The organism is Halopseudomonas salegens (assembly GCF_900105655.1).
Classification (GTDB): domain Bacteria; phylum Pseudomonadota; class Gammaproteobacteria; order Pseudomonadales; family Pseudomonadaceae; genus Halopseudomonas; species Halopseudomonas salegens.
This window is the reverse complement of record NZ_LT629787.1, coordinates 1,185,081-1,197,866: the sequence shown is the minus strand read 5'-3', so window position 1 is coordinate 1,197,866 and position 12,786 is coordinate 1,185,081. Positions and strand designations below refer to the sequence as shown.

The following is a 12,786-nucleotide window of genomic DNA, read 5'->3' as shown; positions in this document are numbered from 1 at the left end:
CCATGCTGGCCTATATCATTCGCCGTCTGCTGCTGATCATTCCGACCATCTTCGGCATACTGCTGATCAACTTCATGATTATCCAGGCGGCGCCAGGCGGGCCGGTTGAGCAGATGATTGCCCAGCTGGAAGGCTTTGAAGGCGGCACCAGTCGCATTTCCGGCAGCGCCGCCGGGGATGCCGCGACCGGCAGCAACTATCGCGGTGCACAAGGGCTGGACCCGGACATCATTGCCGAGATCGAGCGTATGTACGGCTTTGACCGCCCGGCCCATGAGCGTTTCTGGATGATGATCAAGGGCTATCTGACCTTTGATTTCGGCGACAGTTTTTTCCGCGACACGCCGGTCATCGACCTGATCATCGAGAAAATGCCGGTATCCATTTCACTGGGCCTGTGGACCACCCTGATCACCTATCTGATATCCATCCCCCTTGGCATCCGCAAGGCAGTGCGCCATGGCAGCTCCTTTGATGTATGGACCAGCTCGCTGATCATTGTCGGCTACGCCATCCCCGGCTTCCTGCTGGCGATTCTGTTGATCGTGCTGTTCGCCGGCGGCAGCTATCTTGACTGGTTCCCCTTACGCGGGCTGACATCGAACAACTGGGGGGAGCTGAGTACCTGGGGCAAGATCAAGGATTACGCCTGGCATCTGGTACTGCCGATTACCGCCATGGTCATCGGCAGCTTTGCCACCCTGACCATGCTGACCAAGAACTGCTTTCTCGATGAAATCGGCAAGCAGTACGTGGTGACCGCACGTGCCAAGGGCCTGTCGGAAGGCCGCGTACTCTATGGCCACATTTTTCGCAACGCCATGCTGCTGATCATTGCCGGTTTCCCGGCCGCCCTGATCAGTGTGTTCTTTACCGGCGCCCTGTTGATCGAGGTTATTTTCTCCCTGGACGGGCTTGGCTTGCTCGGCTTCGAGGCCGCCATCAACCGGGATTACCCGGTCATGTTCGGCACCCTGTATATCTTCACCCTGCTCGGACTGATCGTGAAGTTGATTGGGGACATTACCTACACCCTGGTCGATCCACGGATCGACTTCGCCAGCCGGGAGGGTTAAGCGCATGCCACGACTCTCGCCACTGAATCAACGCCGATTTGCCCGCTTCAAGGCCAACCGCCGTGGCTGGTGGTCGCTGCATATCTTCATGCTGCTCTTTGTACTCAGCCTGGGTGCGGAGCTGATCGCCAATGACAAGCCGCTGGTCATGAGCTACGAGAGCTCGCTGTATTTCCCGGTATTCAAGCGTTACGCCGAAACCGAGTTTGGTGGTGAATTCCCGATTCGCGCCGATTACCGTGACACCTATATCCAGCAATTGATTATCGAGGAAGGCGACGGCTGGATGCTCTGGCCACCGATCCCTTACCGCTATAACAGCATCAATTACGAGCTGGAAGTCCCGGCGCCGGCGCCGCCTTCCGCCGAAAACTGGCTGGGTACCGATGACCAGGCGCGCGATGTCATGGCCCGGGTGATCTACGGTTTTCGCGTCTCGGTGCTCTTTGCCCTGACGCTGACCATCCTGAGTTCCATCATTGGCGTAGTAGCCGGGGCCATTCAGGGGTTTTACGGCGGCAAAATCGATCTCTTTGGCCAGCGCTTTATCGAGATCTGGTCCGGCCTGCCGGTGCTGTATCTGCTGATCATCATGGCCAGTTTTGTCGAGCCCAGCTTCTGGTGGCTGCTCGGCATCATGCTGCTGTTCTCCTGGATGGCACTGGTCGATGTGGTGCGCGCCGAGTTCCTGCGCGGGCGCAATCTCGAATATGTGCGCGCTGCGCGCGCCATGGGGGCCAGCAACACTGTGATCATGTTCCGGCACATTCTGCCCAATGCCATGGTGGCCACACTGACCTTCTTCCCCTTTATTCTGACGGGCGGGGTAATTACCCTGACCTCCCTGGACTTTCTCGGCTTTGGCCTGCCACCCGGCGCGCCCTCTTTGGGTGAGCTGATTGCCCAGGGTAAAGCCAACCTGCAATCGCCCTGGCTGGGGCTGACTGCCTTTATCGTGCTGTCACTGATGCTGACCCTGCTGGTGTTTATCGGTGAAGCCCTGCGCGATGCCTTCGATCCGAGGAAAGCATGAGCACATCGCCCCTGATCCGCATCGAAAACCTTAGCGTCGCCTTTACCGGCGAGCATGAACGCGTGCTCGCGCTGCACGATGTCAGCCTGGATATTCACGCCGGTGAAACTCTGGCACTGGTGGGTGAAAGTGGCTCGGGTAAATCCATTACCGCGCATTCGATACTGCGCCTGCTGCCCTACCCGCAAGCCAGCCACCCCAGTGGCAGCATCCATTACCATGGTGAAGACCTGCTGAACTGTCCGGAAAAACGCCTGCGGCAGATTCGTGGCAATCGCATTTCGATGATATTCCAGGAGCCGATGACCTCGCTCAACCCGCTGCATTCGGTCGAGCGTCAGATCAATGAGGTCTTGCTGCTGCACAAGGGCCTGGGCAAGCGCGCCGCGCGTGAACGCACTCTGGAATTGTTGCATCTGGTCGGCCTGCCAGAGCCGGAAAAGCGTCTCGGCGCCTACCCGCACGAACTCTCTGGCGGCCAACGCCAGCGCGTGATGATTGCCATGGCGCTGGCCAACGAGCCGGAACTGCTGATCGCCGATGAGCCGACCACTGCGCTGGATGTCACCGTGCAGCAAACCATTCTCGACCTGCTGCAGTCCCTGCAGGAAAAGCTCGGTATGGCGCTGCTGTTGATCAGCCACGATCTCAACCTGGTGCGCAAGGTGGCGCATCGAGTATGTGTCATGCACGAAGGTTCGGTCGTCGAAGCCAATGACTGTGAAGCACTCTTTACCCGGCCAGAGCATCCGTACACGCAAAAACTGCTGGATGCCGAACCCAGTGGTGAACCGGTCGAGGCCGATGACGGTGCCAGTACCCTGTTGCGTGCCGAGCAACTGCGCGTCTGGTTTCCGATCAAGAAAGGCGTATTCAAGCGTACGGTCGACCATGTCAAAGCGGTTACCGATGCCAGCTTCAGCCTGCAGCAGGGGCAGACACTGGGCATTGTCGGCGAAAGCGGTTCGGGCAAGACCACGCTGGGGCTTGCGCTGTTGCGCCTGGCCGAGAGTCAGGGCCTGATCGAGTTTCAGGGCCAGCGTCTGGATGGTCTGAACCAGAGCCAGGTGCGGCCCTTTCGGCGCCAGTTTCAGGTGGTCTTCCAGGACCCCTTCGGCAGCCTGAGCCCGCGCATGTCGGTGGCGCAGATTGTCAGCGAGGGACTGGAAATTCATCGTCTGGGTACGGTTGAAGAGCGCGAGCAGTGGGTGATCCAGGCCCTGCAGGAAGTCGGTCTGGACCCGGATAGCCGGCACCGCTATCCACATGAATTTTCCGGCGGCCAGCGGCAACGCATTGCGATTGCCCGGGCGCTGGTGTTGAAGCCGTCACTGATCCTGTTGGACGAGCCAACCTCGGCACTGGATCGTACGGTACAGGGACAAGTAGTCAGCCTGCTGCGTGATTTGCAGTCGCGGCATAATCTGACCTATCTGTTCATCAGCCATGACCTGGCGGTGGTCAAGGCCCTCAGCCACCAACTGATGGTCATGCGCCAGGGCGAAATCGTCGAACAGGGTTCGGCCAGGAAGGTGTTTGCCGACCCGCAACACGACTACACGCGTCAGTTGTTGCAGGCCGCCTTCGCCACACCGGCAAAACGGCCCGGTTCAGTTACCGGAAACCCGGCCCCAGCGGCCAGTGAAACACAACAGGAATGAATCATGGGATTTCTCAGCGGAAAACGTGTACTTATCGTTGGCGTTGCCAGCAAGCTGTCAATTGCATCCGGCATTGCCGCCGCCATGCACCGGGAAGGTGCCGAACTGGCTTTTACCTACCAGAATGACAAGCTAAAGGGTCGGGTTGAAGGCTTTGCTGAAGGCTGGGGCTCCAGCGCCGATCTCTGCTTCCCCTGCGATGTTGCCGATGATGCGCAGATCGAGCAGGTGTTCGTCGAGCTGGGCAAGCAATGGGATAGCCTGGACTGCATCGTGCACTCGGTCGGTTTTGCCCCCGGTGACCAGCTGGAAGGCGACTTCACCGATGTCACCACCCGTGAAGGCTTCCGCATTGCCCACGACATCAGCGCCTACAGCCTGGTCGCCCTGGCCAAGGCCGGTCGACCGATGATGCAGGGGCGCAACGGCAGCATCCTGACCCTGTCCTACCTCGGGGCCGAGCGCACCATGCCCAATTACAACGTCATGGGCATGGCCAAGGCCAGCCTGGAAGCCGGTGTACGTTACCTGGCCGGCAGCCTGGGCCCGGAAGGCACCCGCGTCAACGCCGTGTCCGCCGGACCGATCCGTACTCTGGCTGCCTCAGGCATCAAGAGCTTCCGCAAGATGCTGGCCTACAACGAGAAACAAACCCCGCTGCGCCGCAACGTCACCATTGATGAAGTCGGCAACGCTGGCGCCTTCCTCTGCTCCGACCTGGCCTCGGGTATTTCCGGGGAAATCATGTACGTGGACGGTGGCTTCAATACCACTGCCATGGGCAATCTGGAAGACTAAGCTCGCTCGCTGAATCCTCATTGCGGGCGCACAGCCCGCAATGACGGCAGTATCAGACTGATGACTGGATACTTTATTCAGCCCTTGCGAGAAGCGCAGCAACCTGGCAGTCCATCGCGCATTCAACACCTGAGCCCCACTTACAGGTGAAAATCACCATGGGCTTCCGGCTGGTACAGAATGTCGATAATGGTCAGCTTCAATGCACGGCCGTTCGGTCCGGTCCAGTCGATGCTCTGACCCTTGCGCAAGCCAAGCAGGGCAATGCCCACTGGGGCCAATACTGAAATACAGCCCGGCACCCCGCCGCGCTCCGGATACACCAGCGTCTACACAAACTCGCGGCCGCTGGCTTCATCGACAAAGCGCACCGTCGAGTTCATGGTCACCACGTCCGCTGCTACCTGATCGTGACTGACCACCTCCGCACGCAGAATTTCGTCCTCCAGCGCTTCCAGCAGGTCAATCGGCCCTTCCAGACTGGCGAGGATCTTGTCCAGTCGCTGAATATCCAGGCGGGTCATCATTATGGTAGGTGACTTGTTCATGGCGAACGCAAAACTCCTTGTATCAGGAAAGTAAAAAGTAATTGGGGAGGAATAGAAAACGGCAGCCAGAACTGGCTGCCGTCAAGCCGACACTAACAGAACCAGGTTTTAATGCAAGCCAACAGGAATCACCTGTACTCGCCAGCCCGGGTTCTATCCATTTGCCGGCACACCGGCCCGAGCAACGGTTCAGGAGCAATGACTTGTAACAGCTTTAGCTTGCTCGCACACGCGGTTGCGCCATGATAAGAAAACATTTCAACGGATAACGCCCATGTCAGTGCCTTTTCTACGCGCCGTTGGTCTGGCCAGCCTGTCTTTGCTCACCGCATGTTCACCCTTGGCCCCGATCAACGCCTTCATCCCTGATGACAGTTACCAGCTGCAGGCTGACCAGGCATACGGCACGCACAAAAGACAGCACCTTGATGTGTACTTCCCGGCAGGAGATCTGGACAAGGCTCCGGTGGCGCTATTCTTTTACGGCGGCAGTTGGCGCGGTGGCAGCAAGGATAACTACACCTTTGTCGGCGAAGCACTGGCGGCCAGAGGTATCATTGCCGTAATCGCCGATTACCGCGTATATCCTGACGTCACCTACCCTGACTTTCTGCATGACAGTGCCGCTGCACTGGCCTGGGTGATCGAACAACGTAGCGATTGGCAACCGCAACCGGGCCCGCTGGTGGTCATGGGGCATAGCGCCGGGGCCTACAATGCTGCCATGCTGGCCCTTGACCCGCGCTGGCTCGCCAGGCATGGACTGAGCCCGACGGATCTGGATGCCTGGGTAGCACTGGCCGGGCCATTCGAGTTTTTGCCCATCCTCAACCCCCGGGTCAAACCGGTCTTTCACCACCCCGAGACGCCACTGGATTCACAACCGATCGAGCATGTCGGCGAGCATAGCCCTCCGGCATTACTGATGGCCGCCCGCCCTGATCGTCTGGTCGACCCTGAGCGCAACACCCAGGCGATGGCTGACAAGCTTTCAGCAGCTGGTGTCGCCGTCGACACCCACTACTTTGATTCCCGCAATCACTTCACTCTGCTGCTGACACTGGCACACCCCTTTCAGGACTGGGATCCGGTGCTGGATATCACGGTCGACTTCATTCATCAGTCGGGATCGACTCCAGCCGACTGATCATGTAACGCACATGCAGATGCAGCGTATACAACTCATGCGCATAGGATAGCGGTACGTCGACCCGTGTCAGGTCATCTTCCAGTTGATGCAGATTAGCCAGCTCTTCATCTCGCTGGTTCTGAATCTGATCATTCTGGATCAGTCGATCAATACGTCGCAGCTGGCCGTACCAGCGAAATACCCGCGCACGGATGCGCCAACGATAGAGTGGGCCCATACTGCGAAACAGCGGGATCATAATGGCGATAAAAGGTATCAGCAGCACCACATAGCGATCGACCAGCGAGGCAATCCAGAATGGCAGATATCGCTGCAGCATGGGCACACCATTGCGGTGGTAGTAATCCGCCTCATTGCTCAAGGGTAAATCCAATGGGGTCGCGGCCGGGAAAGCATCCGGGGCGTCCAGCAAGGTTCCTTCACGCAGTATTTCCCGCGATTCCTGCAGGATAAGCGTCGCCAGGGCCGGGTGAAATGCCTCATTGACCACCAGGGTGGCAACCGGTGACAAGACGCTGGCACTGCTTGGCGGCAGATTGCCAGCTATATCCAGCAGGCCCATCGGAATGTGCAATTGCCGCAGGTAAGGCAAGCGGGCAGCCAGAGCTTCGGCCTGAGCGAAATCAGCCAGCTCCAGTTCCGGGTCAGCCACCAATCGACTGATCAGTGGATGATCCGCCGGCAAGACCAGAAAGGCTGCATCCAGCTCACCTGCCAGCAAGGCTGAAGCCGCAGACTGGCTATCCAATGGCTGCCACAATCCCTGATTCAGACTGCCAAAGCGTTCCTGCTGACCGGCTTCGGCAAACAAGGCCTTGACCACCGCCCAGGTGCCACTACCTTCAGCACCTACCCCGAGGCGCAGGGCATTCAGGTCAGCCAGCGTGTCTACCGACTCTCCGGTGCGCTGAAATAACCACAGCGGTTCGTGATACAGCGCAGCCAGAGCCTGCAAGCGACTGCGCTGAGCGCTATCCAGCAAGCCTGCCGTACCGCCCTGAACCATACCAATCTGCACATCGGGATTGTCGGCCACAAGCCGCTGCAGGTTTTCCATTGAACCTTTGCTGGGACGCAGTTCCAGGCTCAAGCCCTGGTGTTCCAGTCGTTCGGCCAGCCGTTGGGCAAAACCGTGATACGCCCCTGTTTCGCTTCCCGTGGTCATGACCAGATGTCGTGGCGGCGCCGGATCAAGGAAACGGATCAACCCCCAGGCCAACAGCAGCGCCAAGGGAATAATCCACAGATTGGTCCGGATAAACAGCCATATGTGCTTGAGCACCTGCATCGGCAAGGCATCCTTTGTTATTGACCTGTGCCCAGCTTAGCGTATGACAGGTAGCGAGCGGGAGTCAGAAAGCACAATGGGCCGAAAACGGCCCATTGTCTTGTTGCTGGATTTGACCCGATCAGTAACGGGTAATGTCCGCGTCTTCCTTGAGTTTCTGCCGCAGCGCGGCAAAGTCCTGCTCGCCGGTCTGACCAGCCACGAAGTTGCGATACTCCGGGTCATTGGCCTCTTCCGCCAGATTCTGTGGAGTGGCCACACCGTTCAGAACAACTATCCAGCGACTGCCGTCCGTCTGGGCAAATTGAGCGTACGCTGGTTGCTCTGCAGCCGGGGCCGGCATGGCAAAAATATTGCGCAGCAAAGCCGAGGGTACTGAGTTGGAGGTACGGCGGGTGGCTTCATGACGAGCCCACTCAGCATCCAGTTGAGCAGCAACCGCGTCAGCATCCAGCTCACCGCTACGCAGCTGGGCAACCAAGGCTTCGGCGCGCTCATGGGCCTGCTCAGTGGCCTTGCGATAGATCAACAGATCTTCCACCTCGTCACGAATGTCATCCAGCGGACGCAGACTGGGACGCTGATGCTCCTTGACTCGCACCACTACAGCCGTATCGTCATCCAGCTCGATCAGGCTGCTGTTGAGCTCATCCTGCAGCACTTCTTCTTCAAAAGCTGCCTGCATCACTCGTGGATTGGCCGTCAAACCTTCTCCACCTTCCCGGCTAACAGGGCCATGCGTCTCGATCTCAAGATCCAGGGCGCGGGCCGGCTCTTGCAAGTCCGCCGACTCGTAAGCCAGATTGGAGAGTTCACGGCTGGCCTCAACAAAACGCCGTTCAACCAGACCAGCCTTGATTTCTTCTTCCAGAGATTCCCGCATGGATTCCAGACTGGGCACTTCTGGCGCCTGCAAGCCGGTCAGTTTGATCAAGTGCAAACCAAAACTGGTACGCACGGGCTCGGACACTTCCCCTTCTTCCAGGGCAAACAAGGCTTCTTCAAATGCCGGATCAAAGCTGCCGCGAACAACGACGCCCAGATTACCACCGTCATTGGCACTCCCCAGGTCGTCTGACAAATCACGCGCCACGGCAGCGAAGTCTTCACCGGCATCCAGACGGTCGCGCGCCTGTGCAATCCGGGCCTGGGCGTCTTCATCATCGACTGAGTCAGTTTCAATCAGCAGGTGAGCAGCGCGACGCTGTTCACCCAGGTTGCCGATTTCACGTTGATACAGATCTTCAACGTCTGCATCACTGACAGTGACCTGATCAAAAAAATCGCTGCGACTGAGCGTCAGGCTTTCCAGCACCACCTGCTCGGGAGCCATGAACTGCTGCTCATTGGCCGCGTAGTACTCGGACACCTCTTCATCGGTCACCGACATACCTTCACGACTGTAAGGCAGCTCAATCACCGCGAAGTCACGACTTTGCTGTTCCAGGCGGGCCAACTGCATGCGTTCACTCGGAGTAGCGAAAGCGGTGGCTTCTAGCGCATTGCGCAACTGGCTGATCTTCAGCTCTTCCCGCACCAGATCACGAAAAGCCAGGCGTGATGAAATACCCATACTGCGAATCACCTGATCGAAACGGTCAGCATTGAACTGGTCTTCAACCTGGAAATCCGGCGTCGTCAGAATGAGCTGGTCAATCATGCGCTCCGAAATATGGAAATTGGCCTGATCGGCACCATCCAGCAACACCGCACGATCGATCAGATCGTCGAGAACCGACTCCCGCAACAGGTCTTCATCAATCATGCTGGGATCAAACATGTCGTTGCCCATTTGCTGAATCTGTTGCTGCAACTGACGATGTTGCTGGGCCACAGCCTGATCCAGCTCGATGCGGGTAATGACCCTGTCATTGACCTCGGCAGCTTTGTTTTCGCTGCTGGTGAAACGACTGATGGACTCCCAACCAGTCAGGGCAAACACAAGCACAATAACGCCAACGATCACCTTGGCGATCCAGCTTTGCGAGTTGTCCCTCATTCTTTGCAGCATCGTGCCCCCACAATTTTGTTATTCATCTCACGCAAAATACGCTCTGGCTGCATGATAATCGTCTACGGCCATTTCTTCTATCGATAAACGCAAAAAGGCGCATCTGGGTGATGCGCCTTTTTGCAAATCTGGATCAATTCAGGGTATCGACAGGGTGAACCATGAATCGATCCGGGTAACGCCTTGACATCCGTGTGCGGGGATTAGCCCGTGACGGTGCAAGTCAGACACTGCTCAGTTGACAGCATCCTTCAGTGCTTTACCGGCTTTGAAGCCCGGAATTTTGGCGGCGCTGATCTGGATAGGATCACCAGTCTGCGGATTGCGACCGGTACGTGCAGCGCGCTCCTTGACAGCGAAAGTACCGAAACCAACCAGAACAACCGAGTCGCCATCTTTCAGCGCACCAGTGATTGAGTCAATAACGGCGTCCAGTGCACGACCGGCAGCAGCTTTAGGAATATCAGCGGATGCGGCGATGGCATCAATCAGTTCAGACTTGTTCACTCTAAGTCCCCTTATCAATTATCAGTATCGATGTGTTAGTAAATCATTATAAAGCATGTTGCTTAGCAAAGCCGTGGCCAGTCAGCCTACCTGGTGGGCGTTGCCGCTTTATAACAAGCGGCAAAAAACCCTGTCAAGGAAGCTGGCATTACTGCCAGTACGGATGATGGCGACGACGCTGCAAAAATCTGCGTGCCCCCTGCCCCGCATCAGTGAGTACTGATACGCTCCTTGGCATCTGCATCCCGATTGTCGTCCTTTGCCACCATCTCTTCAACCCCTTCCTGCAGCGGCTCCGGCATGTATTGCAACGCAACCTGCAACACCTCGTCAATCCACTTGACCGGAATGACCTCAATATCTTCTTTGATATTGTCGGGAATTTCCTTTAAATCACGGATATTGTCGTGAGGAATCAGCACTGTGCGAATGCCGCCACGGTGCGCTGCGAGCAGCTTTTCCTTGAGCCCGCCAATAGGTAAAACCTGCCCGCGAAGAGCGATTTCGCCGGTCATGGCGACGTCTGCGCGCACCGGAATGCCGGTTAACGAAGACACCAGCGCAGTGCACATGCCGATACCGGCACTGGGGCCATCCTTGGGTGTGGCCCCTTCCGGGACGTGAATATGGATGTCTTTCTTCTCGTGAAAGTCAGCAGCAATCCCCAGACTGGCAGCCCGACTGCGCACCACCGTCAAGGCTGCGCTGATCGATTCCTGCATCACATCACCCAGGGAACCGGTCTTGATCTGCCGCCCTTTACCCGGCACGACCACAGCCTCCAGACTGAGCAGCTCGCCACCAACCTGAGTCCAGGCAAGACCGGTTACCTGGCCAACCTGGTCACTTTCTTCGGCCAGGCCATATTTGAATTTGCGAACACCCAGGTGCTCTTCCAGCAGCTCACTTTCTACCACCACCGGTTGGCGGGATTTACTGGTGACCTGCTCACGAACAACCTTGCGGCACAACTTGGCGATCTGACGCTCAAGCCCGCGAACCCCTGCTTCTCGTGTGTAATAATGAATGATCTCCAGCAGGGTCTGGTCCGGCACCTTGATCTCACTGGCTTTCAGGCCATTGTTCTTGACCTGTTTGGGCACCAGATAACGACGGGCAATATTGACCTTCTCGTCTTCGGTGTAACCGGGAATACGAATGACTTCCATCCGATCCAGCAAGGGTGCCGGGATGTTCATCGAGTTACTGGTACAAATGAACATGACGTCCGACAGATCGTAATCCACTTCCAGGTAGTGATCGTTGAAGCTGTTGTTCTGCTCCGGATCCAGCACCTCCAACAAGGCCGATGATGGGTCGCCACGCATGTCGGCACCCATCTTGTCGATCTCGTCGAGCAGGAACAGCGGGTTGCGAACCCCCACCTTGGTCAGCTTCTGAATCAACTTGCCGGGCATGGAGCCGATATAGGTACGCCGATGACCACGAATCTCGGCCTCATCGCGCACACCACCCAAGGCCATGCGTACAAACTTGCGATTGGTCGCGCGGGCCAATGACTCACCCAGCGACGTCTTGCCGACACCCGGCGGACCGACCAGACACAATACCGGCCCTTTCAACTTGCGCACGCGCTTCTGTACGGCGAGATACTCAAGAATGCGCTCCTTGACCTCGTCCAGGCCATAGTGGTCGGCCTCCAGCACGGACTCGGCGCGCGCCAGATCGTGTTTGACCTTGCTTGCCTGCTTCCAGGGTACCTGGGTCAACCAATCGATGTAGGAGCGCACCACCGTGGCTTCAGCTGACATGGGTGACATCATCTTCAGTTTGCCGAGCTCGGTACTGGCTTTCTTGTGGGCCTCCTCACTCATGCCGACCGAATCGATTTTCTTCTGCAGGGTCTCGAGTTCACTCTGATCATCATCCGAGCCACCCATTTCCTTCTGGATCGCCTTCATCTGTTCATTCAGATAGTACTCGCGCTGGCTGCGCTCCATCTGCTTCTTCACCCGGCCGCGGATGCGCTTTTCCACTTCCAGCAGCTCGATTTCGCCGTCCAGCACACCGAGTACGTGCTCTACCCGCTCACGTACCGGAATGATCTCGAGAATATCCTGCTTCTGCTCCAGCTTCAGGTTCAGATGCGCCGCCATGCTGTCGACCAGACGATCAGCATTATCAATATCTGCCAGGGTGCTGATCACCTCGGAAGGGATTTTCTTGCCAACCTGGACAAACTGCTCAAACTGGCTCATCAGGCTGCGTACCAGCACTTCAGATTCACGTTCTTCCAGTTCGGGAGCGGGCAGTGCCTCCAGCCTGGCCTGCAAGTAACCGCTGACATCTTCGATGGCCGTGATATTGGCTCTCTGCTCACCCTCAACCAGTACCTTGACAGTACCGTCAGGCAGCTTGAGAAGCTGCAGAATAGTGGCGACCGTAGCAACCCGGTAAAGCCCTTCGGCACTCGGGTCGTCATCTGCCGGGTCGCGCTGGGCAACCAGCAAGATCTGTTTGCCATCGGCCATGGCGGCTTCCAGGGCGGCAATCGAACGGTCACGTCCGACAAACAGCGGGATCACCATATGCGGGTAGACCACTACATCACGCAGTGGCAAAAGGGGGAGTTCGCTGACTAGGCTCATGGCTGTGACTCGCTCTTTAACGGGCAGTACTTGGCTGCCGCAGGTAGATAGACATGCTGCATGATTTCAAGATGGGGGCAAAGCAGGCAAATTACAAGCGGGGAT

The 12,786-nt window shown here is 57.4% G+C and carries 9 protein-coding genes and 1 pseudogene; 5 read left to right on the top strand and 5 right to left on the bottom strand.

Features of this window, described 5'->3' with window-relative positions; genetic code table 11:
- Window positions 1–2 precede the first annotated feature (2 nt).
- The 4 genes from BLU07_RS05315 to fabI are packed head-to-tail and all read left to right on the top strand — an operon-like array spanning window position 3 to window position 4,568.
- Entirely contained in the window at window positions 3–1,076 is a 1,074-nt protein-coding gene (locus BLU07_RS05315; RefSeq protein ID WP_092384867.1) for a microcin C ABC transporter permease YejB, read from the top strand.
- A gap of 4 nt (window positions 1,077–1,080) precedes the next feature.
- Window positions 1,081–2,109 (top strand): ABC transporter permease, encoded by a 1,029-nt coding sequence (locus BLU07_RS05310; protein WP_092384865.1) that lies wholly within the window; start codon window positions 1,081–1,083, stop codon window positions 2,107–2,109.
- The gene (locus BLU07_RS05305) at window positions 2,106–3,770 is read left to right on the top strand and encodes an ABC transporter ATP-binding protein (protein WP_092384863.1); all 1,665 of its coding nucleotides are present in this window, start codon (window positions 2,106–2,108) and stop codon (window positions 3,768–3,770) included. Before BLU07_RS05310 ends, BLU07_RS05305 begins: the two co-directional genes overlap by 4 nt.
- 3 nt (window positions 3,771–3,773) lie before the next feature.
- Complete coding sequence (gene fabI / locus BLU07_RS05300; protein ID WP_092384861.1) at window positions 3,774–4,568, top strand: enoyl-ACP reductase FabI; 795 nt, start codon at window positions 3,774–3,776, stop codon at window positions 4,566–4,568.
- 140 nt (window positions 4,569–4,708) lie between these two features.
- On the opposite strand, the pseudogene rnk reads toward fabI, so the two are convergent.
- Window positions 4,709–5,116 (bottom strand): annotated as a pseudogene (rnk, locus tag BLU07_RS05295) (nucleoside diphosphate kinase regulator).
- Window positions 5,117–5,390: 274 nt separating this feature from the next.
- On the opposite strand from rnk, the gene BLU07_RS05290 reads away from it, so the two are divergent.
- Window positions 5,391–6,263: an alpha/beta hydrolase gene (locus BLU07_RS05290; RefSeq protein ID WP_092384859.1), complete on the top strand. Its 873-nt coding sequence runs from the start codon at window positions 5,391–5,393 to the stop codon at window positions 6,261–6,263.
- Here the strand turns inward: BLU07_RS05290 and BLU07_RS05285 are convergent.
- From BLU07_RS05285 to lon, 4 genes are all read right to left on the bottom strand, one after another.
- On the bottom strand, window positions 6,229–7,554 hold the full coding sequence (locus tag BLU07_RS05285) for a TAXI family TRAP transporter solute-binding subunit (protein WP_092384857.1): 1,326 nt from the start codon (window positions 7,552–7,554) through the stop codon (window positions 6,229–6,231). The genes BLU07_RS05290 and BLU07_RS05285 overlap by 35 nt on opposite strands.
- Before the next feature lie 121 nt (window positions 7,555–7,675).
- The gene (locus BLU07_RS05280) at window positions 7,676–9,565 is read right to left on the bottom strand and encodes a SurA N-terminal domain-containing protein (protein ID WP_092384855.1); all 1,890 of its coding nucleotides are present in this window, start codon (window positions 9,563–9,565) and stop codon (window positions 7,676–7,678) included.
- A gap of 234 nt (window positions 9,566–9,799) precedes the next feature.
- Window positions 9,800–10,072 carry an HU family DNA-binding protein gene (locus BLU07_RS05275; RefSeq protein ID WP_092384853.1) on the bottom strand — a complete coding sequence of 91 codons (273 nt, stop codon included), beginning with the start codon at window positions 10,070–10,072 and terminating at the stop codon, window positions 9,800–9,802.
- Window positions 10,073–10,281: 209 nt separating this feature from the next.
- On the bottom strand, window positions 10,282–12,681 hold the full coding sequence (gene lon, locus BLU07_RS05270) for an endopeptidase La (protein WP_092384851.1): 2,400 nt from the start codon (window positions 12,679–12,681) through the stop codon (window positions 10,282–10,284).
- Window positions 12,682–12,786 lie beyond the last annotated feature (105 nt).

Excerpts from the sequence above, each read along its gene's own strand:
- BLU07_RS05285 (WP_092384857.1), bottom strand. The coding sequence starts at position 7,554 with ATGCAGGTGCTCAAGCACATATGGCTGTTTATCCGGACCAATCTGTGG.
- fabI (WP_092384861.1), top strand. The coding sequence starts at position 3,774 with ATGGGATTTCTCAGCGGAAAACGTGTACTTATCGTTGGCGTTGCCAGC.
- BLU07_RS05315 (WP_092384867.1), top strand. The coding sequence starts at position 3 with ATGCTGGCCTATATCATTCGCCGTCTGCTGCTGATCATTCCGACCATC.
- BLU07_RS05305 (WP_092384863.1), top strand. The coding sequence starts at position 2,106 with ATGAGCACATCGCCCCTGATCCGCATCGAAAACCTTAGCGTCGCCTTT.
- BLU07_RS05290 (WP_092384859.1), top strand. The coding sequence starts at position 5,391 with ATGTCAGTGCCTTTTCTACGCGCCGTTGGTCTGGCCAGCCTGTCTTTG.
- BLU07_RS05280 (WP_092384855.1), bottom strand. The coding sequence starts at position 9,565 with ATGCTGCAAAGAATGAGGGACAACTCGCAAAGCTGGATCGCCAAGGTG.
- lon (WP_092384851.1), bottom strand. The coding sequence starts at position 12,681 with ATGAGCCTAGTCAGCGAACTCCCCCTTTTGCCACTGCGTGATGTAGTG.
- BLU07_RS05310 (WP_092384865.1), top strand. The coding sequence starts at position 1,081 with ATGCCACGACTCTCGCCACTGAATCAACGCCGATTTGCCCGCTTCAAG.